This window comes from Actinomadura sp. 7K534 (genome assembly GCF_004348575.1).
In the GTDB taxonomy this organism is placed as follows: Bacteria; Actinomycetota; Actinomycetes; order Streptosporangiales; family Streptosporangiaceae; genus Spirillospora; species Spirillospora livida.
Genome location: NZ_SMKB01000038.1, coordinates 1 through 25,389 on the forward strand (window position 1 = coordinate 1; position 25,389 = coordinate 25,389).

22 protein-coding genes are annotated in these 25,389 nt (G+C 73.1%); 12 read left to right on the forward strand and 10 right to left on the reverse strand.

Annotation, left to right across the window (positions count from 1 at the left end; all coding sequences use genetic code 11):
• The 4 genes from sucB to lipB all read left to right on the forward strand — a co-directional run.
• A partial coding sequence (gene sucB / locus E1266_RS10825; protein ID WP_132046187.1) for a 2-oxoglutarate dehydrogenase, E2 component, dihydrolipoamide succinyltransferase occupies nt 1-1,014 on the forward strand: 1,014 nt, incomplete at its 5' end.
• A gap of 127 nt (nt 1,015-1,141) precedes the next feature.
• Complete coding sequence (locus tag E1266_RS10830; protein WP_132046188.1) at nt 1,142-2,050, forward strand: TIGR01777 family oxidoreductase; 909 nt, start codon at nt 1,142-1,144, stop codon at nt 2,048-2,050.
• A 134-nt stretch (nt 2,051-2,184) separates the two neighbouring features.
• Nucleotides 2,185-2,922 (forward strand): peptidase E, encoded by a 738-nt coding sequence (locus tag E1266_RS10835; RefSeq protein ID WP_132046189.1) that lies wholly within the window; start codon nt 2,185-2,187, stop codon nt 2,920-2,922.
• Between the two features lie 33 nt (nt 2,923-2,955).
• The gene (lipB, locus tag E1266_RS10840; protein WP_243718356.1) at nt 2,956-3,648 is read left to right on the forward strand and encodes a lipoyl(octanoyl) transferase LipB; all 693 of its coding nucleotides are present in this window, start codon (nt 2,956-2,958) and stop codon (nt 3,646-3,648) included.
• A 13-nt stretch (nt 3,649-3,661) separates the two neighbouring features.
• Here the strand turns inward: lipB and E1266_RS10845 are convergent, their stop codons facing one another.
• Nucleotides 3,662-4,171, reverse strand: a complete 510-nt coding sequence (locus E1266_RS10845) for a YfbM family protein (protein ID WP_132046190.1) — start codon at nt 4,169-4,171, stop codon at nt 3,662-3,664.
• A gap of 195 nt (nt 4,172-4,366) precedes the next feature.
• On the opposite strand from E1266_RS10845, the gene lipA reads away from it, so the two are divergent.
• Complete coding sequence (gene lipA, locus E1266_RS10850; RefSeq protein WP_132046191.1) at nt 4,367-5,296, forward strand: lipoyl synthase; 930 nt, start codon at nt 4,367-4,369, stop codon at nt 5,294-5,296.
• 36 nt (nt 5,297-5,332) lie between these two features.
• Complete coding sequence (locus tag E1266_RS10855; protein ID WP_132046192.1) at nt 5,333-6,028, forward strand: DUF4191 domain-containing protein; 696 nt, start codon at nt 5,333-5,335, stop codon at nt 6,026-6,028.
• Between the two features lie 72 nt (nt 6,029-6,100).
• Here E1266_RS10855 and E1266_RS10860 read toward each other — a convergent pair whose 3' ends face one another.
• Complete coding sequence (locus E1266_RS10860; protein WP_132046193.1) at nt 6,101-6,583, reverse strand: RDD family protein; 483 nt, start codon at nt 6,581-6,583, stop codon at nt 6,101-6,103.
• Between the two features lie 151 nt (nt 6,584-6,734).
• On the opposite strand from E1266_RS10860, the gene glnA reads away from it, so the two are divergent.
• Nucleotides 6,735-8,159, forward strand: a complete 1,425-nt coding sequence (gene glnA, locus E1266_RS10865) for a type I glutamate--ammonia ligase (protein ID WP_132046194.1) — start codon at nt 6,735-6,737, stop codon at nt 8,157-8,159.
• Between the two features lie 72 nt (nt 8,160-8,231).
• Here the strand turns inward: glnA and E1266_RS10870 are convergent, their stop codons facing one another.
• A complete protein-coding gene (locus E1266_RS10870; RefSeq protein ID WP_132046195.1) occupies nt 8,232-9,260 on the reverse strand; it encodes a saccharopine dehydrogenase NADP-binding domain-containing protein in 1,029 nt (342 codons plus the stop codon).
• A 102-nt stretch (nt 9,261-9,362) separates the two neighbouring features.
• Here E1266_RS10870 and E1266_RS10875 point away from each other — a divergent pair, with 102 nt between their 5' ends.
• The 3 genes from E1266_RS10875 to E1266_RS10885 are packed head-to-tail and all read left to right on the forward strand — an operon-like array spanning nt 9,363 to nt 14,466.
• Nucleotides 9,363-10,343, forward strand: a complete 981-nt coding sequence (locus E1266_RS10875; RefSeq protein WP_132046196.1) for a helix-turn-helix domain-containing protein — start codon at nt 9,363-9,365, stop codon at nt 10,341-10,343.
• A 38-nt stretch (nt 10,344-10,381) separates the two neighbouring features.
• Nucleotides 10,382-12,334, forward strand: coding sequence for a DEAD/DEAH box helicase (locus tag E1266_RS10880; protein WP_132046197.1), 1,953 nt, complete (start codon nt 10,382-10,384; stop codon nt 12,332-12,334).
• A complete protein-coding gene (locus tag E1266_RS10885) occupies nt 12,331-14,466 on the forward strand; it encodes an SNF2-related protein (protein ID WP_132046198.1) in 2,136 nt (711 codons plus the stop codon). Before E1266_RS10880 ends, E1266_RS10885 begins: the two co-directional genes overlap by 4 nt.
• Nucleotides 14,467-14,517: 51 nt before the next feature.
• Here the strand turns inward: E1266_RS10885 and E1266_RS10890 are convergent, their stop codons facing one another.
• Nucleotides 14,518-15,345, reverse strand: coding sequence for an alpha/beta hydrolase (locus E1266_RS10890; RefSeq protein WP_132046199.1), 828 nt, complete (start codon nt 15,343-15,345; stop codon nt 14,518-14,520).
• A gap of 118 nt (nt 15,346-15,463) precedes the next feature.
• Complete coding sequence (locus E1266_RS10895) at nt 15,464-16,789, reverse strand: alpha/beta hydrolase (RefSeq protein WP_207945555.1); 1,326 nt, start codon at nt 16,787-16,789, stop codon at nt 15,464-15,466.
• A gap of 67 nt (nt 16,790-16,856) precedes the next feature.
• On the opposite strand from E1266_RS10895, the gene E1266_RS38760 reads away from it, so the two are divergent.
• Together E1266_RS38760 and E1266_RS10900 are read left to right on the forward strand one after the other, a co-directional pair.
• Nucleotides 16,857-17,057, forward strand: a complete 201-nt coding sequence (locus E1266_RS38760; protein ID WP_207945557.1) for a hypothetical protein — start codon at nt 16,857-16,859, stop codon at nt 17,055-17,057.
• A gap of 241 nt (nt 17,058-17,298) precedes the next feature.
• Complete coding sequence (locus E1266_RS10900) at nt 17,299-18,198, forward strand: phosphatase PAP2 family protein (RefSeq protein ID WP_243718357.1); 900 nt, start codon at nt 17,299-17,301, stop codon at nt 18,196-18,198.
• A gap of 67 nt (nt 18,199-18,265) precedes the next feature.
• Here E1266_RS10900 and E1266_RS10905 read toward each other — a convergent pair whose 3' ends face one another.
• The 5 genes from E1266_RS10905 to E1266_RS10925 form a co-directional block, all read right to left on the reverse strand.
• The gene (locus E1266_RS10905; RefSeq protein WP_165966025.1) at nt 18,266-21,301 is read right to left on the reverse strand and encodes a bifunctional [glutamine synthetase] adenylyltransferase/[glutamine synthetase]-adenylyl-L-tyrosine phosphorylase; all 3,036 of its coding nucleotides are present in this window, start codon (nt 21,299-21,301) and stop codon (nt 18,266-18,268) included.
• A 28-nt stretch (nt 21,302-21,329) separates the two neighbouring features.
• Complete coding sequence (locus tag E1266_RS10910) at nt 21,330-22,691, reverse strand: glutamine synthetase family protein (RefSeq protein WP_132046202.1); 1,362 nt, start codon at nt 22,689-22,691, stop codon at nt 21,330-21,332.
• 123 nt (nt 22,692-22,814) lie between these two features.
• On the reverse strand, nt 22,815-23,657 hold the full coding sequence (locus E1266_RS10915; protein WP_132046203.1) for an amino acid ABC transporter ATP-binding protein: 843 nt from the start codon (nt 23,655-23,657) through the stop codon (nt 22,815-22,817).
• Nucleotides 23,654-24,508 (reverse strand): amino acid ABC transporter permease, encoded by an 855-nt coding sequence (locus E1266_RS10920; RefSeq protein ID WP_207945559.1) that lies wholly within the window; start codon nt 24,506-24,508, stop codon nt 23,654-23,656. Before E1266_RS10920 ends, E1266_RS10915 begins: the two co-directional genes overlap by 4 nt.
• Nucleotides 24,505-25,326, reverse strand: a complete 822-nt coding sequence (locus E1266_RS10925; protein WP_243718358.1) for a transporter substrate-binding domain-containing protein — start codon at nt 25,324-25,326, stop codon at nt 24,505-24,507. The genes E1266_RS10920 and E1266_RS10925 overlap by 4 nt, the downstream gene beginning before the upstream one ends.
• Nucleotides 25,327-25,389: the final 63 nt, after the last annotated feature.

Here is a 25,389-nt window from a genome sequence, read left to right on the forward strand (position 1 = left end):
CAGCAGCCCGCCCCCGAGGCGCCGTCCGGCGACGGGCCCTACGTCACGCCGCTGGTGCGCAAGCTCGCCACCGAGCACAACGTCGACCTGTCCACGGTCAAGGGCACCGGCGTCGGCGGCCGCATCCGCAAGCAGGACGTCCTGGAGGCGGCCCGCGCCGCCCAGGAGGCCGCCCGGCAGCCGGCCGCGCCCGCCGCCCCCGCACCGGCTCCGGCGCCCGCCGCGGCACCCGCCGCGGGGCGGCGGCCGGCCCCGGCGCCCGCCGGCGCCCCCGCCGAGCAGCTCGCGCTGCGCGGCCGGACCGAGAAGATGTCGCGGATGCGGCAGACGATCGCCCGCCGCATGGTCGAGTCGCTGCAGGTCGCCGCGCAGCTCACCACGGTCGTCGAGGTGGACATCACCAAGATCGCGCGGCTCCGGGAGCAGGCCAAGGCCGACTTCCAGGCCCGCGAGGGCGTCAAGCTGTCGTTCCTGCCGTTCTTCGCCATGGCGACCGTCGAGGCGCTCAAGGCGCACCCGAAGCTGAACGCGGTCATCAACGGCGAGACCAACGAGGTCACCTACCACGACGTCGAGAACCTCAGCATCGCGGTGGACGTGCCGGAGCGGGGCCTCATGGTCCCGGTCGTGCACAACGCGGGCCAGCTCAACCTGGGCGGCCTCGCGCAGCGGATCGCCGACCTCGCCGAGCGCACCCGCGCCGGCAAGGTGAGCCCGGACGAGCTGGCGGGGGGCACGTTCACGCTGACCAACACCGGCAGCCGCGGCGCGCTGTTCGACACCCCGATCCTCAACCAGCCGCAGGTCGGCATGCTCGGCACCGGCGCGGTCGTCAAGCGCCCCGCCGTGATCGACGACCCCGACCTGGGCGAGGTCATCGCGGTGCGCTCGATGGTCTACCTGGCGCTGACCTACGACCACCGGCTGATCGACGGCGCGGACGCCGCCCGCTTCCTCGCCACGATCAAGCACCGCCTGGAGGAGGGCAACTTCGAGGCCGACCTCGGCCTCTGAGCCCTCGACGGCTCGCGACCCGGGCCCCCGCCGCAGGCCGGCGGGGGCCCGCGGTCCATTCCGGGGAAACCCGGGAGCCGCTGAGAATTTCAGCAGCCCGTGGCGCGGTCCACCTAGGGTGGGTTCCATGAGGGTCACCGTCACGGGCTCGTCGGGCCTCATCGGCTCGGCGCTGGTGAAGTCGCTGCGGGAGGACGGCCACGAGGTCGTCCGGCTGATACGGCGCGAACCGTCCGCACCCGACGAGGCGCGGTGGTCCCCCGCCGACGGCTGCGTCGAGGCCGCCGCCCTGGACGGCACGGACGCCGTGGTGCACCTGGCGGGCGCCGGGATCGGCGACCGGCCGTGGACGAAGGCGTACAAGCGCAAGGTCAGGGACAGCCGCGTCGTCGGCACCCGCACGATCGCGGAGGCGATCGCGGCGGCCGGGCGGCGCCCGGCCGTGCTGGTGTGCGGTTCGGCGATCGGCTACTACGGCGACACCGGCGGGCGCGAGGTCGACGAGGACGCCCCGGCCGGCGAGGGCTTCCTGGCGGACCTCGTCCGCGACTGGGAGGCCGCCGCCACGCCCGCGGCGGAGGCGGGCGTCCGGGTCGTCCACCCGCGCACCGGCGTCATCCTGACCCGGGAAGGCGGGATGCTGGGCCGGACGCTGCCGCTGTTCCGGCTCGGGCTGGGCGGCAGGCTCGGCGACGGCCGGCAGTGGATCAGCTGGATCTCGCTGGCCGACCAGGTCGCGGCGCTGCGGTTCCTCATCGACCGGGAGATCGCCGGGCCGGTCAACCTGACCGCGCCGAACCCGGTGACCAACGAGGCGTACACGCGGGCGCTCGGCGGCGTGCTGCACCGGCCGACGCGGCTGGCCGTCCCCGCGTTCGCGCTCCGCGCCGCGCTGCGCGAGTTCGCCGCGGAAGGGCCGCTGATCAGCCAGCGGGTCCTGCCGCGGCGGCTGGAGAAGGCCGGCTTCCGGTTCGCCCACGAGGACGTGGCGGACGCCCTCGCCGCCGCCCTGTCGGTCCCGAGCCCCGCACTGTGAGCCCGCGCGTGAGGCGCGCGCCGGCGAGTCCCGTCCCGGTGAGTCCTGTCAGTCCCAAGAATCGTCAAAGTCCCGGCCGCTCCCGTTCGGTAGCCATACGGTGACATTGAGAGAGCTTGGTCAGAGGAGGGTGAATGAGCACCGACGGACAGCCGCACATTCTCGCGATCGGCGGGGGCACGTTCGTGCCGGACGGCAGGGAGGGGCTCGCACCCAGCCCGCTGCTGCGCTACGCGTTCGACCTGACCGGCCAGGACCGGCCGAGGGTCTGCTTCCTCACCACGGCGGTCGGCGACGGCGCCGAGTACGTCGCGCGCTTCTACGCCGCGTTCTCGTCGATGGACGCCGAGGTCAGCCATCTGACCCTGTTCCCGATGCCGAACGTGCCCGACGTCCGGGCGCACCTGCTCACCCAGGACCTGGTGTACGTGTCGGGCGGCAGCGTGGCGAACCTGCTGGCGCTGTGGCGGCTGCACGGCCTGGACGAGATCATGCGCGAGGCGTGGCAGGAGGGCGTCGTCCTGTCCGGGCAGAGCGCGGGCGCGCTGTGCTGGCACGTCGGCGGCAACACCGACTCCTTCGGGCCGCAGCTCCGCCCGCTGACCGACGGCCTGGGCTTCCTGCCGTTCTCCTGCGGGGTGCACTACGACAGCGACCCGCAGCGGCGCCCGCTGCTGCAGCAGCTCGTGGGCGAGGGGTCGCTGCCGGGCGGGTACGCGGCCGACGAGGCCGTCGGGCTGCACTACGTCGGCACCGAATTCGTGCAGGCGGTCTCCTACCGGCGCGAGGCCGGCGCCTACCGCGTCGAGCCGGACGGGCCGGGGACGGCGAAGGAGCACCGGCTGCAGCCCCGCCTCCTCGCCGAACTCTGAAGCGGCGCGCCATTAGGGCATAAGCTGGCACCCGTGAGCGATGTGGACGTACGCGAGCTGGTGGTGGTGCACGCCGGGTTCGGCACGGCGGCCGTTCCCTACACGGACGGATGGGAACTGCAGAAGCGCACCCACGCGCTGCGGGTCGACGACGTGATCCCCGACACCGTCCTGCTGATGGAGCACGAGCCGGTCTACACGGCGGGCAAGCGCACCGGAGCCCTCGACCGCCCGCTCGGCGACCCCGGCGCCCCCGTCGTGGACGTGGACCGCGGCGGCAAGATCACCTGGCACGGCCCGGGGCAGCTCACCGGCTACCCGATCGTCCGGCTGGACGACCCGAAGGACGTGGTCGGCTACGTGCGGCTGCTCGAGCGGATGATGATGGACGTCTGCGCCGAGCTCGGCCTGGAGACCGTCACCGTGGAGGGGCACAGCGGCCTGTGGGTGCCCGGCACCCCGAACCGCAAGATCGGCTCCATCGGCATCCGGGTGGCGCGGGGCGTGGCGATGCACGGGTTCATGCTCAACTGCGACAACGACCTGGGCTGGTTCGACAAGATCGTCCCCTGCGGGATCCGCGACGTGGGCTCCACCAGCCTCAGCGCCGAACTGGGCCGCGACGTGCCGGTCGCCGAGGTCGTCCCGATGGTCGAGCGGCACCTGGCCGCCGCGTTCGGCGCGGTGGCCACACTCCACCGCACCAAGGCGCAACTGGGCGCCTGAGCGCCCGCCGGGCTCAGCCCTCGGGGAACATCACCTTGTACACGGCCTGCCCCTCGGCGGCGGCCGCCCCGAAGAACTTCGCCAGCCCGTCGTAGGCGGGCTTGAGCACCTTGTCGCGGGCGGCGCCGTCCAGCCTGCCCGCGTCCTGGACGCCCGCCCGGCCCATCGCCGCCGGGTCGTACCGCTCGGCGAGCTTCGCGAACGGCGTCGCGGCCAGGTGGTCGGCGGCCGGCTTGACCCGGTCCGGCGCCAGGTAGATGACGTCCATGCCCAGCTCGTCGGCGCCGTCCTCGGTGAGCAGCCGGCCCCCGCACACCAGGTCGGCCTCGGGCTGCCGCCCGTCCCACGGGTCGCCGGTGACGAGGTAGTGCACCGCCTGCCACGCCCAGCCGAGATCGAACAGTTCCGCCGCGCCGCGCCGGCGCCAGTCGGCGGTGCCGAAGACGTGGCGGGCGATCCGGCCGGGATCGGGCTCCCCCTCCAGTACCGGCGGCACCCTGAGGTACGACATTGCCAGACCCACGGCGGTCCTCCTGCTAACGCTGTTGCGTGACGACAGGGAGTCACCCTAGAGAGATCGGCTGTTGGACATGGCGGAAACACGCGAATCAGCGAGGTGAAGAGGGTACTGTCATGCGTTCGAGATCGCTCCGATACGCCTTTGAGCCCCGCGGCGGCCGATGTGCCGGACCGGAGATCCCGACGTACGCTGGGTGCCGTGACGACGGTGACACCTGAGGGACGCAAGCTCCTGCGCGTCGAGGCGCGCAACAGCCAGACCCCGATCGAGCGCAAGCCCGAGTGGATCAAGACCCGGCTGAAGATGGGCCCGCAGTACCGCGAGCTCAGCGGCCTGGTGAAGTCCGAGGGCCTGCACACCGTGTGCCAGGAGGCCGGCTGCCCCAACATCTACGAATGCTGGGAGGACCGGGAGGCCACGTTCCTGATCGGCGGCGACCAGTGCACCCGGCGCTGCGACTTCTGCCAGATCGACACGGGGAAGCCGGCGGAACTCGACCGGGACGAGCCGCGCCGCGTCGCCGAGTCCGTCGCCACGATGGGACTGAAGTACGCCACCGTCACCGGCGTCGCCCGCGACGACCTCGACGACGGCGGGGCCTGGCTGTACGCGGAGACCGTCCGGCAGATCCACGCGGCGATCCCCGGCTGCGGCGTCGAGCTGCTGATCCCCGACTTCAACGCGGTGCCCGAGCAGCTCGCCGAGGTGTTCTCCTCCCGGCCGGAGGTGCTCGCGCACAACGTTGAGACCGTCCCGCGGATCTTCAAGCGGATCCGGCCCGGTTTCCGCTACGAGCGCTCCCTCGACGTCCTCACGATGGCGCGCGCGGACGGCCTGGTCACCAAGTCCAACCTGATCCTCGGCATGGGCGAGACCCGCGAGGAGGTCTCGCAGGCCCTGCGCGACCTGCACGCGGCCGGCTGCGAACTCGTCACGATCACCCAGTACCTGCGGCCGAGCCCCCGCCACCACCCGGTCGAGCGGTGGGTGAAGCCCGAGGAGTTCGTGGAGCTGGCCGCCGAGGCCGAGGAGATCGGCTTCGCGGGCGTCATGTCGGGGCCGCTCGTCCGGTCCAGCTACCGCGCCGGCCGCCTGTACAAGCAGGCGATCGAGGCGCGGGAGGGCTGAGCGCGCGAACGCCGCGACACGACTATCCTTGGATTTATGTCGAAGAAGCCCACGGACGGGGCCCAGGAGCGTCCGGGCCGCCTCAAGCAGATCCGCATGGTCGCCCAGCTGCTCCGGCAGGCCGACCCGAAGGCCCTGCCGATCGTGTTCGCCTCGGCGATCGGCGCCCTGGTCGTCGTCATCCTCATCGGCCTGGTCTTCGGCCAGCTCTGGTTCTTCATCCCGATGGGGGTGCTGACCGCGCTGGCGGTCGGCATGATCGTGTTCGGCCAGCTGGCGCAGCGCGCGCAGTACAAGGCGATCGCCGGGCAGCCGGGCGCCGCCGTCGCGATCCTGAAGAACATGCGCGGCGACTGGACGGTCACCGAGGCCGTCAGCGGCAACCGCAACCTCGACATGGTGCACCGCGCGGTGGGCCGCCCCGGCGTGGTGCTGGTGTCGGAGGGCCCGCGCAGCCGCGTCGGCCCGCTGCTCGGCGCCGAGAAGAAGCGCCTGTCCCGCGCCGCGCAGCAGGTGCCGATCTACGACGTGCAGGTCGGGACCGACGAGGGCCAGATCCCGGTGGACAAGCTGCAGCGCCACCTGATGAAGCTGCCCCGCAACCTCAAGAAGCCGCAGGTCGCCGAGCTGAACGACCGGCTGCAGGCGCTCCCCCGGTCGATGCAGATGCCGAAGGGCCCGATCCCGAAGGGCGTCAAGATGCCCAAGGGCCCCAAGCCCAAGATGCGCTGAGTTGATCGCATGCCGGGGTCTCTTCGGAGAGATGCCCAACGGGCATCTCTTGAGTTCCTGTAGTGAGCGCGGTCAGATGTTGACGACGACCGTGTTGGCGGCGCGGTCGTGGAGGCCGCGGTAGTCCCGGTCCCAGATGAGCGCGGGGACGACCAGCACGAGCAGCAGCGTCCGGACCAGCGACCAGCCGAGGCCGACGGGCTTCCCGTCCAGCCGGGCGACGTGGATGCCGCACAGCCGCTTGCCGATCGTCGTGCCGAGCAGGGCGGTCAGCAGCCATGCCTGGATCGCGAAGACGACCAGCGTCCACATGCTGCGCTGCGACGGGTCCCAGCCGAGCGAGCGCGCCAGCAGGCTCGCGACCAGCAGGGACAGCCCCCAGTCGACGAAGAGCCCGACGAGCCGCCGGCCGTAGGACGCGACGGCGCCGCTGCCACTGGCCGGGAGGCCGAGCCGCTCGCCCGGGTCACCGAGGTCGGCGCCGGCCGAGCGCGCCCCGGTCAGCCACGTCTGCGTCCACCGCGGCCCGCCGGCCTTCGCCTTGCCACTGCTCATGCCCCTACGCTATCCGGTCTCCTCCGGGGCCCGGATCCGGGCTTCCGCAGCGGGCGCACAACCCGTAACACAGCGGAAACATATGAGACACGGCCGGGAAACGGCATCGCCATAGCCTGCGGGAAGCCAAGAAGCGCCCCAAGGAGGCTGGATGTTCAGCAGCGCCGAAGAGGTCCTGAGCTACATCAGGAACGAAGGTGTGCGATTCGTCGACTGCCGGTTCGTGGACCTGCCGGGCAAGATGCAGCACTTCACGTTCCCCGTCGAGAGCTTCGGCGAGAGCGTCTTCACCGAGGGGCTGATGTTCGACGGCTCGTCGGTCCGCGGTTTCCAGGAGATCCACGAGTCGGACATGCTCCTGCTCCCGGACCCGTCGACCGCCGTCATCGACCCGTTCCGCCAGCACAAGACCCTGAACCTGAACTTCTTCGTGCACGACCCGCTGACGGGCGAGCCGTACAGCCGCGACCCGCGCAACGTGGCGAAGAAGGCGCAGGACTACCTGCGCGGCACCGGCATCGCCGACACGTGCTACTTCGGCCCCGAGGCCGAGTTCTACATTTTCGACGACGTCCGGTTCGAGACCAAGGCGAACGCCGGCTACTACTACCTCGACTCGGTCGAGGGCGCGTGGAACACCGGCCGGGAGGAGCCCGGGGGCAACCTCGGCGCCAAGCCCCCCTACAAGGGCGGCTACTTCCCCGTCCCGCCGATGGACCACTACACGGACCTGCGCTCGGAGATGGTCACCCAGCTCCTCAAGGCCGGCATCCAGGTCGAGATGCAGCACCACGAGGTGGGCACCGCGGGCCAGGCCGAGATCGACTTCCGGTTCGACACCCTGCTGAACTCGGCCGACCAGCTCCTGCTCTACAAGTACATCGTCAAGAACGTCGCGCGCGCCGCCGGCAAGACCGTCACGTTCATGCCGAAGCCGATCTTCGGTGACAACGGCTCCGGCATGCACTGCCACCAGTCCCTGTGGAAGGACGGCGCGCCGCTGTTCTACGACGAGGTCGGCTACGCGGGCCTGTCCGACAACGCCCGCTACTACATCGGCGGGCTGCTCAAGCACGCGCCGTCCCTGCTGGCCTTCACCAACCCGACGGTGAACAGCTACCACCGGCTCGTCCCCGGGTACGAGGCGCCGGTCAACCTGGTCTACTCCCAGCGCAACCGCTCGGCGTGCATCCGCATCCCGATCACCGGCTCGAACCCGAAGGCCAAGCGCGTCGAGTTCCGCGTGCCGGACCCGTCCTGCAACCCCTACCTCGCCTTCTCGGCGATGCTGATGGCGGGCCTGGACGGCATCAAGAACAAGATCGAGCCCGCGGAGCCGATCGACAAGGACCTCTACGAGCTGCCGCCCGAGGAGGCCCGCGCCATCCCGCAGGTGCCCGGCTCCCTGCCGGAGGTCCTCGCGGCGCTGGAGAGCGACCACGACTACCTGCTGGAGGGCGGCGTCTTCACCCAGGACCTCATCGAGACCTGGATCACGATGAAGACCGAGTTCGAGATCGACCCGATCCGCCTCCGCCCGCACCCGCACGAGTTCGAGATGTACTACGACATTTGAGTTCGGAGGCCGAGGGGCCCGGCGGCCGTGCGCCGCCGGGCCCCTCGGCGTTCCGGCCCGCCCGGGTGCGCGCTACGGGCGGGGGTCCAGGGAGATGTGCGGGGACAGCGCGCGGAGGAAGTCCGGCGCGTCGAAGATCTCGCCGGCCGAGGCGACGCCGGCCGTCCTGGTCCGCCCGGTGAGGATGCGGTCGACGGCCTCCACCACGAGCGGCGCGGTGACCGCGTAGATGTCGCGTCCCGTCGCCGTGGCGCGCCGCTCGGCGCCGCCGCGGCGCACGACGACGTCCACGACGAACGTCTGGTCCGAGCGGCCCAGTTCGTCGGCCGGGGCCGGCTCCGGGGTATCCGGGGACGACAGGTCCCTGGCCGCCTCGACGGTCATGTAGGTGCGCACTTCGGGGATGTCGAGGTGGCTGGGGAGGGTGACGACGTCGGCCATCGTGAACTCCCCGATGACGGCCCGGCGGCCCATCGGGTCGGGGAAGGGCCACTCCAGCGTCGGCGGGTCGTCGTCGCGGTACTCCAGGCGGCCGCCGGTGTGGCGGACGCGGCGGCCGTCCCGCCGCTGCCGGGAGACCGCGCCCGCGGCGCGCGTCCCGGCGGTGGGGTGCCAGCCGCTCAGCCCGTAGGCGACGTGCGCCTCGTCGGCCGCCGTCCAGTCGCCCATCGCGGCGGTCGCCAGCAGGTCCCCGAGGCCGCCGTAGAAGGCCATCGCGGGGACGACCACCGCTCCGGCGGCACGGGCCCGGTCCGCGAAGTGCGCGAACGTGTCGGCGTTGGCCTCGATCTCGGCGGCGACGTCCACGTACGGGATGCCGGCGCGCAGGGCCGCCTCGATCACGGGGGCGGCGGTCACCGCGAAGGGGCCGGCGGCGTTGACGACGGCCGCCGCGCCGGCCAGTGCCGCGTCGAGCGAGGCCGGGTCGCCGACCGACGCGGGACGGACCTCCTCCCCCGATCCGGCCGCCAGGGCCTTCAGCTTCTCGGCGTCGCGCCCGGACAGGACCGGCACGAAGCCGCGCTCCCGCAGCCGTGCCACCACGAAGCGCCCGGTGTGCCCGTACGCGCCGTAGACCGCCACCATCCGCCCTGATCCCACGGGTTCTCCTTCTGCTCGAACGACCTCTGCCGGGACCATCCTGGCGAGCGCCCGTCGCATCCGGCGAGTGGCTGGAACGCCATGATCCGTACAATTCCGGACATGAGCACTGTCGCGCTGGCCGTCACCGACGGGATGCTGCAGTTCGAGCTGTCCCTGGCGTACGAGGTCTTCGGGTCCGGCCCCCCGCCCGGGACGGCCGGGCCCTGGTACGACCTCGCCGTCTGCGGGCCGGGGTCGGTGCGGGCCGGCCGGTTCCGGATGGAGCCCGACCACGGGCTCGACCACCTCCCGCGCGCCGGCACCGTGATCGTCCCGGGCTGGGCCGACACCGAGGCGGAGCCGCCCGCCGGCCTGGTCGACGCGGTGCGCGCGGCGCACGAGGCCGGGGCGCGCGTGGCCTCCCTCTGCACGGGCGCGTTCGTGCTCGCCGCCGCCGGCCTGCTCGACGGGAGGCGCGCGACGACGCACTGGGCGCACACCGAGGCCCTGGCCGCGCGCTACCCACGGGTCGAGGTCGACCCGGACGTGCTCTACGTGGACGGCGGGAGCGTGCTCACCTCCGCCGGCAAGGCCGCCGCGATGGACCTGTGCCTGCACCTCGTCCGCCTCGACCACGGGTCCTCGGCCGCCAACGCGCTGGCCCGCCGCCTGGTCGTGCCACCGCACCGCGACGGCGGCCAGGCGCAGTTCGTCGCGAACCCGGTGCCCGCCCGGGACGGCCACCCGCTGGCGGAGCTCCTCGGCTGGGCGGTCGAGCGCCTGGACCAGCCGCTGACCGTGGAAGACCTGGCCCGCCGCGCGCGGCTGAGCCCCCGCCACCTTGGCCGGCAGTTCAAGTCCGCGACCGGCACCACCCCGTTGCAGTGGCTGCTGGTCCAGCGGATCCGGCACGCCCAGGAACTGCTGGAGAGCACCGACGACGGCATCGACGCCATCGCGGCGGCCACCGGCATGGGCACCGCCGCGACGCTGCGCCGGCATTTCCGCCGCACGGTCGGCGTACCTCCGGACACCTACCGCCGCACCTTCCGCGCGGGCACCCGGCCGGCCGGAGCGTCTAGCCCAATTCGTCCGAATTGAGGCGTTGTGGCTGGCATCATGTCCGCGGAGGCGCGTGGATGAGGGAGCATGTCGGCCGCGTTCTGCGGGACGCCGGCACGCTGGAACTCGCCGCGACGAGACTGCTCGGCGACTATTGGCGGGCGCGTCACGACGTGGTGGCGGCGACCCGACCGCTGCGGACGGAGGCGGCGCTCGAACGGCTCAGGTCCGTTCCGGTCACGCGGCTGAAGGACACCGCCGGCGGGCCGGTCCGGTTCGGCGCGGTGCGGGGCGCGGAGCTCGTCAGCGTCGCGGAGATCCTCGAATCGGCGCCGGAGGGGCTCCGGCTGCTGCGGGGTGTGGGGCCGGTCACGGCGGGGCGGCTGCACGGGGCCGCGCAGCGGCTGGCGACCGCGGCCGAATGGACGGCGGGCCTGCGGATCGAGATCGTCCCGCGGGACGAGGCGGCGACCCCGCTGGTGGTCGCGCTGTACCGGCTGGTGAACGCCGCCCCGGACCTCCTGCGCGCCAGTGCGGTCGCCGAGATCGTGCGCCGGGACGTCCACGGGCTGCGGACCCGCGCCCGGTGCGTGACCTGGCGGCGACGGCTGCTCCGGACACGGTCGGAGCGGGAGGCGGGCTGGGAGGCGGTCGCCTGGCTGAAGGAGCTGCTGGAGGATCCGGAGACGGCGCTGCTGAGGTCGCCGGATCTCCTCGCCCCCCGCGTCCCGGCGGAGGAGGCGTGGCGCGACTACGAGCGGCGTCCGGTCGAATACCAGGCCGTGCTGCGAGAGTGGGCGGAGGAGCCGGAAGGGGACCCCGCCGAGGGTTTCCTGCCGGGCCGGCTGGCGGTCCGGGTCCGGGCGCAGTCCCTCGACGAGACCTTGCTGCGGGTCCCGCTCCGCGGCTACCAGGCGTTCGGCGCACGGTTCGCGCTCCTCCGGCGGCGGGTGATCCTGGGCGACGAGCCGGGGCTCGGGAAGACCCTCCAGGCGGTCGCCGCCATCGCGCACCGGCGGACCGAGGAGATCTCGAGCTTCCTGGTGGCATGCCCGCCGAACAAGCTGCACCGCTGGGTCCGCGACATCGAGGCGTACTGCTCGATCACCGTGCACCCGGTACTCGCCCACCATCCGGGGTACTGGCTGTCCCGAGGCGGCATCGCCGTCGCCCCCTTCGACGCGCTGCCCTACCTGAACGTCCCGCCCGGCTTGGGGATGCTCGTGGTGGACGAGGCGCACCAGACCACGAACCGCGACACGCTGCGCGCGACCACCGTCACCCGCCTCTGCCGCGAGACGGAGCACGTCATGCTGCTCACCGGGATCCCAATGGACGAAAGGGTCGGGGACTTCCGCGGTCTCCTCGGCCACCTGCCCGATGAGGCGGCGCACCAAGTCCGCCTGGAGCACGCGGCGTTGGGGTCGCGGGCCTTCCGGGCGGCGGCCGCGCACGTGTATCTGCGGCGCGACCAGCGGGACGTGCTCGCGGAGCTGCCCGATGTCGTGCATGTGGACGAGCTGGTGCCGTTCAGCCGGACGGGCCAGGCGGTGTACGAGGACGCGGAGGGCGACGTCATGGCGATGCGCCGCGCCGCGTACGCCGCCCCGAAAAGCTCGGCCAAGCTCAAGCGGCTGCGGGAGCTGGTCGGGGAGGCCGCGGCCAACGGCGCGAAGGTGGTCGTCTTCTCCTGCTTCGCCGACGTGCTGGCCACCGTCCATGACGCGCTCGGCGCGGGGACGCTCGGGCCCGTGACCCGCCGGACCCCGGCGACGCGCCGAGAGGACGCCGTGGCGGAGTTCACCGCCGCGCGCGGGCACGCCGTCCTGCTGTCAGAGGTGCAGGTGACACTGAACCTGCGCGGCGCGTCCGTGGTGATCTTCTGTGAGCCGCAGGCGGACCCGGGCCTGGAGGCGCGGGCGATGGGCCGCGTGCACGGAGCGGGGCGTCCCGGGACCGTGCGGGTGCACAGGCTGCTGACTCCTGGCACCGTGGACGAGCGGATCAGCGCGGGCGAGGGGGCGGGATGACGGACGACGCCAAGGGCGTGCTGCGGGGCGGGTACGCGCTGCTGGACGCCGCGCGCGACCTGATCGCCGACCACCGGCGGGCCGTGGCGGACGTGCACGCGGCGCTGGCGCCGATGCGGGCCGCGGCGGCGCGGGAGCAGCTCGGGTCGATACCGCCGGCCCGGTTGAAGGACGTCACGGACGGCCGGCTGCGGCTCGGCCCGCTGGAGGAGGCCGGGTTCACGAGCGTCGCCGACGTGCTGGACGCGCCGCCGTACCGGCTGCAGCTGCTGCCGGGCATCGGGCCGCAGACCGCGCAGCAGCTGCACGCGGCGGCGGCGAGCCTGGCGGAGGCGGCGGAGCGGTCGGCGAGCATCCGGATCGACGTCGACCGGCGGGACGAGGCGATGACGCCCGTGGTCGTGGCGCTGCACCGGCTGGTCAACGCGGGGCCGGAGCTGCCGCGCGCCCGGGCCGCCGCCGAGGATGTGGACGAGCGGTTCGCCCCCCTGGTGCACGACGCGCGGCCGGCGGGTTCGTGGTGGCGGCGGATCTTCACGCTGCCGGCGCGCCGGGAGCGGGCGCGGCAGGCGGTCGGCGAGCTGGCCGAGGCACTGACGGCCGAGGAGGCCCGGGGCTCCCGGCTGCTCATCTCGCAGGCGTCGGTGGACCTGCTGCGGCCGCATGTCTCGGCGGACGAGGCGTGGATCGACTTCGAGCTGCGCGCGTCCGACTACCAGACCCTGCTCGCGGACCTGGCGGCGCTGGACCCGGAGCGGGACGCCGCCCAGGGGTTCCTGCCCGGTGATCTGGCGGCGCGGGTCAAGGCGCAGCCGCTCGACGACACGTACCGGCGCGTCTCCCTGCGCGGCTACCAGTCGTTCGGGGCGCGGTTCGCGCTCGTCCAGCGGCGGGTGATCCTGGGCGACGAGATGGGCCTCGGGAAGACCATCCAGGCGATCGCCGCCATCGCGCACCTGCGGGAGCGGGGGGCGACGCACTTCCTCGTCGCGTGCCCGGCGAGCGTGCTGATCAACTGGGTCCGGGAGATCGAGTCGCGCAGCACGATCGCCGCGCACCCGCTGCACGGGTCCGGGCGCGCGGCGGCGCTGCGGAAGTGGGCCGGGGACGGCGGCATCGCCGTGACGACGCTGGCCACGCTGCATTCGCTGAACGTCCCGGACGAGGTCGGGCTCGGCATGTTCGTCGTGGACGAGGCCCACTACGCGAAGAACCACGAGACCCGGCGCGCGCAGGCCGTGGCCCACTGGTGCCGGCGGACCGAGAACGTGCTGTTCCTCACGGGGACGCCGATGGAGAACCGGGTCGAGGAGTTCCGGAGCCTCGTCGCGCACCTGCGGCCCGAGCTGGCCGGGCAGGTGCGGCCGAGCGACGCGGCCATGGGCGCGCGGGCGTTCCGGTCGGCGGTCGCGCCGGTCTACCTGCGGCGCAACCAGCGGGACGTGCTCGTCGAGCTGCCCGAGGTCGTGCACGTGGACGAGCTGGAGGAGTTCAGCCGGGCGGACGCGGCGGCCTACCGGCGGGCCGTGGCGGACGGCAACTTCATGGCGATGCGCCGCGCCGCGTACGCCGTCCCGAGGAAGTCCGCCAAGCTCGGCCGCCTGCTGGAGCTGGTGGAGGAGGCCGACGCCAACGACCTGAAGGTGGTGGTGTTCTCCTACTTCCGGGACGTGCTGGCCGCCGTGCACGACGCGCTCGGCCCGCGGGCCCGGGGGCCAATCTCGGGCGGGACGCCGCCTGCCCTGCGCCAGGAGATGGTGGACGCGTTCACCGAGGAGCCCGGGCACGCCGTCCTGCTGGCGCAGATCCAGGCGGGCGGGGTCGGGCTCAACCTGCAGGCCGCGTCCGTGGTGATCATCTGCGAGCCGCAGGTGAAGCCGACCATGGAGGCGCAGGCCGTCGCCCGCGCGCACCGGATGGGCCAGGTGCGGACCGTCCAGGTGCACCGGCTGCTGACGCCCGGCGGCGTGGACGAGCGGATGCTGGAGATCCTTCAGGTCAAGACCATGCTGTTCGACGAGTACGCGCGGCGCAGCGACCTCGCGGAGCGGACGCCCGACGCGGTCGACATCTCCGAGCAGGCCCTCGCCAGGCAGATCGTCGCGGAGGAGCAGGAGCGGCTCGGGACCTAGCGCGCGGTCCCGGCCGCCCCGGCTCCCGCTCCCCCGCCGGGCACGGGCCCGTCAGGCGCGGATGAAGTCCAGCAGGTCCCGTGTGAAGCGCTCCTTGTCCCCGGGGACGAGCGCGAGGCCGTGCGAGGCGCCCTCGTACACCTTCAGCGTGGCGCCGGGGATCATCTGGGCGGCCTTGCGGGCCGTCGCGTCGATCGGGACGATCTGGTCGTCGTCGCCGTGCACGATGAGCGTCGGGACGTCGAACCGGCGCAGGTCCTCGGTGAAGTCGGTCTCGGCGAAGGCCGTGACGCAGTCCACGCCCGCCTTGACGCTCTCCTGCATCGCCATGAACCAGAACGCGTCCCGGTTGCCCTGCGTGGCCTTGGTGCCGGGCCGGTTGGCGCCGAAGAAGCTCTCGGAGATGTCCATCCAGAACTGCGACCGCTCGGCCATGATGCCGTTCTTGATGTCCTCGAACACCTGGGCGGGCACCCCTTCGGGGTTGGCGCCGGTCTGGAGCATCAGCGGCGTGATCGCCGCGAGCAGCACCGTCTTCGAGACGAGGCCGGTGCCGTGGCGGCCGATGTAGCGGGCCAGCTCGCCGCCGCCCATCGAGTGCGCCACCAGGACGACGTCCCAGATCCCGAGCGCGTCGATCAGGTCGTTGAGGTCGTCGGCGAAGGTGTCGAAGTCGTAGCCCTCCCAGGGCTGGGAGGAGCGGCCGTGGCCGCGGCGGTCGTGCGCGATGGCGCGGTAGCCGGCGTCGGCGACCGCCTTCATCTGGTCCTCCCACGCGTCGCCGTTGAGCGGCCATCCGTGGATGAAGACGACCGGCTGCCCCCGTCCCCAGTCCTTGTAGTGGATCTCGGTGCCGTCGCGTGTCTTCACGAAGCCCATCGGTCCCCCCGAAGCAATGGTCTGGTATCTGGCGGCCCCGCATTCCGGGCCGCCCTTTTTTGCGGGCGTACCCGGCTTTCCCTGGTGAACGCCCCCGGGCCGCACCGGGCCGGGGCCGCTAGCCGCAGGTGGCGCCGCCCGCGGGGACCGTCCCCTGGAGGAGGTAGGCGTGCACCGTCTCGCGGACGCAGGGGTCGCCGGTGTCGTAGGCGCCGTGCCCGTCCCCCCGGAGCGTGAGGAGCGTCGCCCGCCCGCCCAGCTCCTTCGTCAGCGCGGGCGCCCACGCGTACGGGGTGGCCGGGTCGCCGGTGTTGCCGATCACGAGGATCGGCGCGGCGGACGGCGCCGACACCTCGCGGGCCGCGTCGTCGCCCGCCACCGGCCAGCCCGTGCACTCCAGCAGGCTCCAGGCCATCGTCGCCCCGAAGACCGGGGACGCGGCGCGGAACCTCGGCAGGAGCCGCCGGACGCCGGCCGGGGTGTGCCGGTCGGCGCCGTCCGCGCAGGTGACCGCGGTGTTGGCGGCCGCGAGGTTGGTGTAGGTCCCGTTGTCGCGGCGGCCGTTGTGCGTGTCGGCGAGCATGAGCAGCAGCGAGCCGTCGCGCCGCTTGACCGCGTCGACGAGGCCCTGCGCGAGGTAGGGCCAGGCGGCCCGGGAGTACAGTCCGGCGCCCACCCCGGTCGTCGCGAGGCTCTGGGTGAGCAGGCGGCCCGTGGACGTGGGCAGCGGCCGCCGGTCGAGCCCGTCCAGGATCCGCCCGATGGACGCGACGACGGACGGGCCGTCGGCCCCCATCGGGCAGTGCTTGCGGCCGAGCCGCGCGCAGGCCGCGCCGAAGTCGCCGAGCGCGCGCTGGAACGAGGCGGCCTGCTGGAGGGCGAGGTCCACGCTGCCGATCTTGGTGTCGACCGCGGCGTCGAGGACCGCGCGGCCGACCCTGGCGGGGAACTGGCGGGCGTAGGAGCCGCCGAGCCAGGTGCCGTAGGAGATCCCGAAGTAGTTCAGCTTCTCCTCGCCGAGGGCGGTGCGGATCACTTCCATGTCGCCGGCCGCGTTGCGGGTGCCGACATGCGGGAGGAGGTACCCGGCGCGGGCCGCGCACCCGGCCGCGTACGCGGTGCGGTCGCCGAGGTACGCCTTCTCCTCCGCGGCGGTGTCGGGGCTGTCGTCGCGGGCGACGATCTCGTCCATCCGCCGGTCGCCGGCGCAGGTCACGGGGGTGCTGCGCCCGACGCCGCGCGGGTCGAACGCGACCAGGTCGTAGCGCTTGCCGAGTTCCGCGTACTGGCCCGCGAACCGGGCGAGCGTGTCGACGCCGTCCCCGCCCGGCCCGCCGAAGTTGAACAGCAGCGAGCCGATGCGGCGGTCCGGCTCGGCGGCCGCCGTCCGGATCAGCGCGATGTCGATCTTCCGGCCGGACGGGGCGGCGTAGTCCAGGGGCACCTTCAGGGTCGCGCACCGGAACCCGGCCGGCGGCTTCGCCAGGCCCGGCGCCGGTTTCGGAAGCCCGGTGCAGCGCTTCCAGACCGGCGGGGATACCGCGGCAGGGGGAATAACCGATTCGGCACCGACCGATTCGGCACCGGCCGATTTGAAGGCGGCGGTCGTCGCCTCCGCCCCTTGTGCGGGCATCCCGCTCAGCGATGAGATCAGGCCGGAAACGGCCAGTGCGGCGGCACCGATCGGCACGGTGCCAGATATCGCCCTGTGACGGGCCATTCGTCCCCCCGTTCGTCTCGCGGGGGGTGATCAGGACGTACCCAGGTCCTCCTAAGCTGACTCCCGATCAGTGACGAGCTCCACGTGGGGAGGACACGCATTTGGGTACGGACCCCGAAAAACACTCCCCCGAAAGTCCGGATGCCGCGTCAGGGTCGTACTACTCAAGTCTGAGATGAAGACCATTCGCCGCGGTGATCACAGCAGGGGGCCGCCCCGCAAAGATAGGTACCATGGCTCAAACCGCCCCCCCAGCAGCCCGCGGACACGAGGCCCCCGAGGTTGAGCGCGGCGAGCGGCGAACGGCGGCCGCGGCGATGCGGCGCCGGGTGCTGACCGCGCCCCCGGTGTGGCGTGAGCTTCTTCTGGTCGTCCTCTTCTACACCGCCTATACGCTGACGCGCATCATTCTGGTTCAAGACGGTACCGGGCCCGCGTTCGAGCACGCCGACCAGATCCTCGCCGCGGAGCGCGCCCTGGGGCTGGACATCGAGCTCTACCTCAACGAGACGCTGCTGACCGTGCCCTGGCTGGCGCGCGCGGCGAACGTCTTCTACGCGACGATGCACTTCATCGTGACGCTCGGCGTCGTCGTCTGGCTGTACCGGTACCGTCCGGAGCACTACCGGTGGCTCCGCACGTCGATCATGGTCGCGACCGGGGTGGCGCTGCTCGGCTTCTGGCTGTACCCGCTGGCGCCGCCGAGGTTCCTGCACCACGAGGGCTTCGTCGACCCGGTGACCGCGCTGCACTCGCTCGGCCTGTACGCGAGCGACGCGTCCGGGACGCTCACCAACCAGTACGCGGCGATGCCGTCGATGCACGCCGGATGGGCGCTGTGGTGCGGGGTCGTCGTGGCCAAGCTGGCCACGCAGAAGTGGGCCAAGGCCCTCGGCGCGGTGTATCCCGCCACGACCGTCGTGGTCATCCTCTCCACCGCCAACCACTACGTGCTGGACGCGGTGGCCGGGATCGCGCTGGTCAGCGGGGCGCTGTGGCTGTCGTGGGCGCTGTACGCGCGGTGCCCGAGACCGCTCCTCGTCGCGCGGGCGCGCGTCTCGCACCGGCTCGCGCAGCGCACCGGCCGCGGCACGGCCGGCTCCCCCGCCACCCGGTGCGCCGGACGCACCTGACCCCGCATCCCCGGAGAACCCGCGCGCCGATGACCGCCGTGTACCGCGCCGGTAGTACACCGGCCCGTCACTCGGCACCGTAGAAGACGCGGTCCACGACGGCGCGGGCGCGGCGGGCGTTGCGGCGGTGGTCCTCCAGGAGGTCCCCCGTCCCCGGGTAGCCGAGGACGCGGGACACGGCGCTGCGCTCCCGGTGGTGGTCGGTGGGCAGCAGGTCGGACGCGCGGCCCCGCACCAGCATGAGCGCGCCGCGGATGCGGGTCGCCAGGCACCACGCCTCTTCGAGGACGGCGGCGTCCTCGGCGTCGAGGAGGCGGGCCTGGACCGCCGCGTCCAGCGCGTCCAGCGTGCGGGTGGTGCGCAGCGCGGGGACCTCGTGCGCGTGCTGGAGCTGCAGCAGCTGCGCGACCCACTCGACGTCGGCGAGGCCGCCGGGGCCGAGCTTGGTGTGCAGCCGGCGGTCGACGCCGCGCGGCAGCCGCTCGGCCTCCATCCGCGCCTTCAGCCGCCGGATCTGCCGGACGGCGTCGTCGTCGATGCCGCCCTCCGGCCAGCGGACCGGGTCGATCAGCGCGCGGAACCGGTCGCGCAGCCCCGCGTCGCCGATCAGCGGGTCGGCGCGCAGCAGCGCCTGCGCCTCCCACGGCTCCGACCAGCGGGCGTAGTAGGCGGCGTAGGACGCCAGCGTGCGGACCAGCGGCCCCTGCCGGCCCTCGGGGCGCAGGTCCGGGTCGATCTCCAGCGGCGGGTCGGGGGCGGGCAGCGCGAGCAGGCGGCGCAGCTCCTCGGCGACGGCGTGGGCGGCGCGCCCGGCGGCCCGCTCGTCCGCGCCGGGCAGCGGCTCGTGGACGAACATCACGTCGGCGTCGCTGCCGTAGCCGAGCTCGTGCCCGCCGTACCGGCCCATCGCGACGACGGCCATCCGGGTCGGCAGCGGCTCCCGCGACTCCATCTCGATCTTGTGGACCGCGGCGCGGAGCGCGGCCTCGACGGTGACGGTGGCGATGCCGGTGAGGGCGTCCCCCACCGTCCGGACGTCGGTCATGCCGAGCAGGTCGCCGACCGCGACGCGGAACAGCTCCCGGCGCCGCAGTCCCCGCACGACCCCGACGGCCTCCTCCGCCGACGACGCGTCCTCCGCGTGCCGGCGGGCGGCGGCGAGCGCCTCGGAGCGGAGGGATTCGAAGGGACGCGGGGTCAGGTCGGCGTCGCTGCCGAGGATCGCGACCGCCTCGGGGGCGCGCAGCAGCAGGTCGGTGGCGTAGCGGCTGCACCCGAGCACCCAGGCCATCCGCTCGGCGACGGTCACCTCGTCCCGCAGCAGCCGCAGGTACCAGGGGGTGGTGCCGAGCGCGTCGCTGACCTGCCGGAAGCCGAGCAGGCCCGCGTCGGGGTCGGGCGCGTCGGCGAACCAGCCGAGCATCACCGGCAGCAGCGTCCGCTGGATCGCGGCGCGCCGCGACACCCCGGACGTCAGCGCCTCGATGTGGCGGAGCGCCCCCGCCGGGTCGCCGTAGCCGAGGGCCTCCAGCCGGGTGCGGGCCGCCTCGGGGGTGAGCCTGGCCTCCTCCCCGGGGAGCCGCGCCACCGCCCGCAGCAGCGGCCGGTAGAACAGCTTCTCGTGGATGCGGCGGACCTCGCGGGCGTGCCGCCGCCACAGCGCGGTGAACTCCCCGACGGGGTCGGTGCGCAGCCCGAGGGCCCGGCCGAGGCGGCGCAGGCCGTCCTCGTCGTCGGGGACGAGGTGGGTGCGGCGCAGCCGGTGCAGCTGGACGAGGTGCTCCACCCGCCGCAGGAACCGGTACGCCGACGCCAGTGCCGCGGCGTCGTCGCGCCCGACGTAGCCGCCCTGGGACAGGTCGGCGAGGGCGTCCAGCGTCGTGGGGCTGCGGAGCGTCCCGTCGGCGCGGCCGTGCACGAGCTGGAGCAGCTGCACGGCGAACTCCACGTCCCGCAGCCCGCCCGGGCCGAGCTTGAGCTGGCGTTCGGAGTCGGCGGTGCGGCGGCCGAGGTCGGCCTCGACGCGGCGCCGCATGGCCTGGACGTCCTCGACGAAGCTCTCCCCTTCGGCGGCCTTCCACACGATCGGGGTGATGGTGTCCATGTAGCGGGCGCCGAGCTCCGCGTCGCCCGCGACGGGGCGGGCCTTCAGCAGGGCCTGGAACTCCCACGTCTTGGCCCAGCGCTCGTAGTAGGCGCGGTGGCTGGCGAGGGTGCGCACAAGCGGGCCGGCCTTGCCCTCGGGGCGCAGCGCCGCATCCACCTCCCAGAGCGCGCCCTCCTCGGTGCTGGCCGAGCAGGACCGCATCATCGCCGACGCCAGCCGGGTCGCGGTGCGCAGCGCGGCGTCCTCGGGCTCGTCGCCGCCGTCGCCGCGGGCCTCGGCGACGAAGATCACGTCGACGTCGCTGACGTAGTTCAGCTCGCGCCCGCCGGTCTTGCCCATGCCGATGACGGCGAGCCGGCACGCCCCGTGCCCGGGGACCTCGGCGCGGGCGACCGCGAGGCCGGCCTCCAGCGCGGCGGCGGCGAGGTCGGCCAGCTCCGCGGCGACCTCGGGGACGTCGGCCGCGCCGATCAGGTCGCGTCCCGCCAGCGCGAGGAGCCGCCTGCGGTACGCGACGCGCAGCGCGACGAGGGTCTCGGGACCGGATCCGGACGCCACCGGCTCCGCCGCGGCCGGGTCGGCGCCGACCGCGGCCAGGAGGTCGTCGCGGGGCGTCCCGGCCGGCGGCGGGCCGCCGTCGCGCAGGACCCGCCAGTGGCCGGGGTGCCGGGCCAGGTGGTCGCCGAGCGCGGCGCTCACCCCGAGGACGGTGGTGAGCCGCTCCCGCGTGCCGGGCTCCTTCGCGAGGGCGTCCCGCAGCTCGCCGGCGGCGCCCTGCTCGCCGGCGGCGGCGAGCAGCCGCAGCAGCCCGGCCAGTGCCAGGTCGGGGTCGGCGGTGCCGCCGAGGGCGTCCAGCAGGTCGTCGCCGACCGGGCCGGCGCCGTCGCGCTCCGCCTCGTGCAGCAGCCGCTCGGCGTGCGCCGCGCCGGTGAAGCCGAGCCTCGCCAGGCGGCCGGCGAGGGAGGGACGGCGGTCGGAGGTCCAGGACTCGGTCACAGGGTCCACCGTAATCCGGCGGACCCCCTCATAGGACCGCCAGCAGCCGCTTCCGCTCGAACTCGGTCACCTGGCGCCGGTAGTCCTCCCACTCCTGGCGCTTGTTGCGCAGGAAGAAGTCGAACACGTGCTCGCCGAGGACGTCGGCGACCAGCTCGCTGCGCTCCATCGCGTGGATCGCGTCGTCCAGGTCCTGCGGGAGCGGCTCTATGCCGAGGGCGCGCCGCTCGGCGACGGTGAGCGCCCACACGTCGTCCTCCGCGCCCGGCGGAAGCTCGTAGCCCTCCTCGATGCCCTTCAGCCCGGCGCCGAGGATCGCCGCGAACGCCAGGTACGGGTTCGCGGCCGTGTCCAGCGACCGGAACTCGATGCGGGTCGAGTGGCCCTTGTGCGGCTTGTACATCGGGACGCGGACGAGCGCCGACCGGTTGTTGTGGCCCCAGCAGATGTAGGACGGGGCCTCTCCCCCGGCGCCGGCGGCGGAGCCGACGTTGCCCCACAGCCGCTTGTAGGAGTTGACCCACTGGTTGCAGACCGCGGTGATCTCCGCGGAGTGGCGCAGCAGCCCCGCGATGAACGCCCGCCCGACCTTGGACAGCTTGAACTCCGCGCCCGGCTCGTAGAAGGCGTTGCGGTCGCCCTCGAACAGCGACATGTGGGTGTGCATGCCGGAGCCCGGGTGCTCGGTGAACGGCTTCGGCATGAACGAGGCGTACACGCCCTGCTCCAGCGCGACCTCCTTCATCACCAGCCGGAACGTCATGATGTTGTCGGCGGTGGTGAGCGCGTCGGCGTACCTGAGGTCGATCTCCTGCTGGCCCGGGGCGCCCTCGTGGTGGCTGTACTCCACCGAGATGCCCATCGACTCCAGCATCATGATCGCGTTGCGGCGGAAGTCGTGCGCGGCGCTGTGCGGGGTGTGGTCGAAGTAGCCGCCCGCGTCGGCCGGCTCGGGCTCGCGGCCGTCCTCCGGCTTGTCGTTGAGGAGGAAGAACTCGATCTCGGGATGGGTGTAGAAGGTGAAGCCGAGGTCGGCGGCCCGCGCGAGCGCCCGCTTGAGGACGTAGCGGGGGTCGGCGAAGCTCGGCGTCCCGTCCGGCATGAGGATGTCGCAGAACATGCGGCCGACGCCGGGCGACTCCGACCGCCACGGCAGCACCTGGAACGTGGACGGGTCCGGCTTGGCGATCATGTCGGCCTCGTACACCCGCGCGAAGCCCTCGATCGCCGACCCGTCGAACCCGATGCCCTCGGCGAAGGCGCCCTCCAGCTCGGCGGGGGCGACGGCCACCGACTTCAGGAACCCGAGCACGTCGGTGAACCACAGCCGGATGAAACGGATGTCGCGCTCCTCCAGGGTGCGGAGCACGAACTCCTGCTGACGGTCCAAAGCCTTCTCCCTCGGTACTGCCTGCCGTACTGTCCTGCCGATGGACGCGAGGCAGGGTGCGCGTGCCGGCCGACCGACGGTCCGGCCACATTCGCAGTATGCCCCGCGGCTGTTACCGCGACGTTACGCGTCCCGGTCCGCTGCACGGAACATATCCGACTCCGCCGCGTCCCCGATCCGCGCGGCCGCCGGATCGAGGACGCGCGACAGGAACGCGCGGGTCCGCTCGTGCGCGGGGTCGTCGATGACCCGCGACGGCGGGCCCTCCTCCACGATCACGCCGCCGTCCATGAACACCACCCGGTCGGCGACCTCGCGGGCGAAGCTCATCTCGTGGGTGACCACGAGCATCGTCATCCCCGCCTCCGCGAGACCCCGCATGACGCCGAGGACGTCGCCGACGAGCTCGGGGTCGAGCGCGGACGTCGGCTCGTCGAACAGCATCACCTCGGGCCCCATCGCCAGCGCCCGGGCGATCGCCACCCGCTGCTGCTGCCCGCCGGACAGCTGCGCCGGATAGGAGCCGACCTTGTCGGCGAGCCCCACCCGCTCCAGCAGTGCCCGCGCGATCCGCTCGGCCTCCGGCCGCGCCCGCCGCAGCACCTTGCGCTGGGCGATCACGACGTTGCCGAGGGCGGTCAGGTGCGGGAAGAGGTTGAACGACTGGAACACCATGCCGATCCGGCGGCGGGCTGCGTCGATGTCGACCTCGGGGCCGGTGAGGTCCACGCCGGCGACGCGGACCGTCCCCGCCGTCGGCTCCTCCAGGAGGTTGACGCAGCGCAGCAGCGTCGACTTGCCCGACCCGGACGGGCCGATGACGCACACCACCTCCCCCGGCGCGACGTGGAAGTCGACGCCGCGCAGCACCTCGTTCGTCCCGAACGACTTGCGCAGCCCGCGGATCTCGACGGCGCTCCCGCCGGTCCGCCCCGCATCGGCCGCCGGCTCGCCGGTCCCCTTCATCGCTGCCCCCTGCGCTGCCGCGCCTCAAGCCGCCTGGCCAGCAGGCTCAGCGGAATCGTGATGATCAGATAGCAGATCCCGGCCACGATGATCGGGGTCGTGTTGCCCTGCTCGCCGGCGAGGTCGCGGCCGAACTTGGTCAGCTCCCGCTGCTCCAGCGTGATGCCGAGGAACAGCACGAGCGAGGAGTCCTTGCAGAGCAGCACCAGCTCGTTCGTCAGCGGCGGGATGATGATCCGGAACGCCTGCGGGATGACGATCGAGCGCATCGCCCGGGAGTGCGGCATGCCGAGCGAGCGCGCCGCCTCCAGCTGCCCCTTGGGCACGGCCTCGATCCCGGCCCGGATCGTCTCCGCCATGTAGGCGGCGGCGGCGAGGCCGAGGGCGAGCCCGGCCTGCCCCGCAGCGCCGCCGGGGATGTTCGTGCCCGGGAAGGCCAGCGGCACCCCCACGCCCACGAAGATGAAGATCAGCAGCAGCGGGAGGCCGCGGAAGACCTCGATGTAGGCGGTGGCGAACCAGCGGTACGGGGGCACCGACGACAGCCGCATCAGCGCGACGAGGAGGCCGCCGCCGAGGCCGAGGCCGAACCCGACCGCGGTGTAGACGGCGGTGTTGCGGAGTCCGACCGTGATGACCTCGGGGAACAGGCTCCGGGCGACCTCCCAGTTGGCGAAGTTCAGCCGCAGCGTCTCCCAGTCGGCGAGCACGGCGACCAGCACGACGGCGGCGGCGAACAGGCCGTACTGGCCGCCGAGGGAGAGCTGCCGGCGGCGCCGGCGGGTCAGCCCGCCCGGCGCCGCCCCGACAGGCTCGGCGACCTCGGCGGCCCCGGCGGACCTCGCCGTCACGACCCGCCGCCGGCGGCCGGCATCGGCCCGATCCACTTCTCGTAGATCTTCCGGTAGGTGCCGTCCGCCTTCGCCTGCGCGATCACCTCATTGGTGATCTCGACGAGCTCGGGGTTGTGGCCCTTGCGCATCCACATCCCGTACTGCTCGCCGGTGTTCAGGTTCGCGACGATCTCGAACTCCGCGTTCGCCGGGTCCTTCAGCCAGCCCTTGACGACCGGGTCGTCCTGGACGATCACGTCCACCTGGCCGGTGCGCAGCCCGTTCAGCTCGGCGTTGGAGTTGTCGAACGAGCGGGGGTCGAAGCCCTTGTCCTTGACGAAGTCCTCGCCGGTGGTGCCCGCCTGCGAGCCGAGATCGAGCTTCTTGGCCCTGACGTCGTCCAGCGACGCGACGCCGCTGCCCTTCTTCGCCATCAGCGACTGGGTGGCGTCGAAGTAGGGGTCGGAGACGTCCATGAACTTCACGCGTTCGGGCTTGATCGTCATGCCGCCCATCTGGATGTCGCACTTGCCGGCGTTCAGCGCCGACCCCGTGCGCATCGTCTCGAACGGCGTGTCGACGACCTTCTGGGCGACGCCGAGCCGCTCGGCGACGAGATCGATGATGTCGACGTCGAAACCGACGACCTTGCCGGTCTCCTTGTCCTCGGACTGGAACGGCGGGTACGGGAGGTGCGTGCACGAGGTCAGCGCGCCCTCCTCGATGAGCTTCACACCCTGCACGGTGGCGCCCTTCTCGCCGCCGCACGCCGGCGCGGCCAGCGCCAGGGCGGCGAGTCCCGCGGCCAGTGCCCAACGCTTCTGCGGTCTGGACACGATTCCTCCTGGGGGGAGCAGGTTCCTGATCATCGAACTATTCCACTTTTCCGATCTGCCAAC

What these genes read in the sequence shown, in the direction of transcription:
- E1266_RS10830 (WP_132046188.1), top strand. Translation starts at nt 1,142, where the DNA reads ATGAGGGTCACCGTCACGGGCTCGTCGGGCCTCATCGGCTCGGCGCTG.
- E1266_RS10835 (WP_132046189.1), top strand. Translation starts at nt 2,185, where the DNA reads ATGAGCACCGACGGACAGCCGCACATTCTCGCGATCGGCGGGGGCACG.
- E1266_RS10855 (WP_132046192.1), top strand. Translation starts at nt 5,333, where the DNA reads ATGTCGAAGAAGCCCACGGACGGGGCCCAGGAGCGTCCGGGCCGCCTC.
- E1266_RS10860 (WP_132046193.1), bottom strand. Translation starts at nt 6,583, where the DNA reads ATGAGCAGTGGCAAGGCGAAGGCCGGCGGGCCGCGGTGGACGCAGACG.
- glnA (WP_132046194.1), top strand. Translation starts at nt 6,735, where the DNA reads ATGTTCAGCAGCGCCGAAGAGGTCCTGAGCTACATCAGGAACGAAGGT.
- E1266_RS10875 (WP_132046196.1), top strand. Translation starts at nt 9,363, where the DNA reads ATGAGCACTGTCGCGCTGGCCGTCACCGACGGGATGCTGCAGTTCGAG.
- E1266_RS10880 (WP_132046197.1), top strand. Translation starts at nt 10,382, where the DNA reads ATGAGGGAGCATGTCGGCCGCGTTCTGCGGGACGCCGGCACGCTGGAA.
- E1266_RS10885 (WP_132046198.1), top strand. Translation starts at nt 12,331, where the DNA reads ATGACGGACGACGCCAAGGGCGTGCTGCGGGGCGGGTACGCGCTGCTG.
- E1266_RS10890 (WP_132046199.1), bottom strand. Translation starts at nt 15,345, where the DNA reads ATGGGCTTCGTGAAGACACGCGACGGCACCGAGATCCACTACAAGGAC.
- E1266_RS10900 (WP_243718357.1), top strand. Translation starts at nt 17,299, where the DNA reads ATGGCTCAAACCGCCCCCCCAGCAGCCCGCGGACACGAGGCCCCCGAG.
- E1266_RS10915 (WP_132046203.1), bottom strand. Translation starts at nt 23,657, where the DNA reads ATGAAGGGGACCGGCGAGCCGGCGGCCGATGCGGGGCGGACCGGCGGG.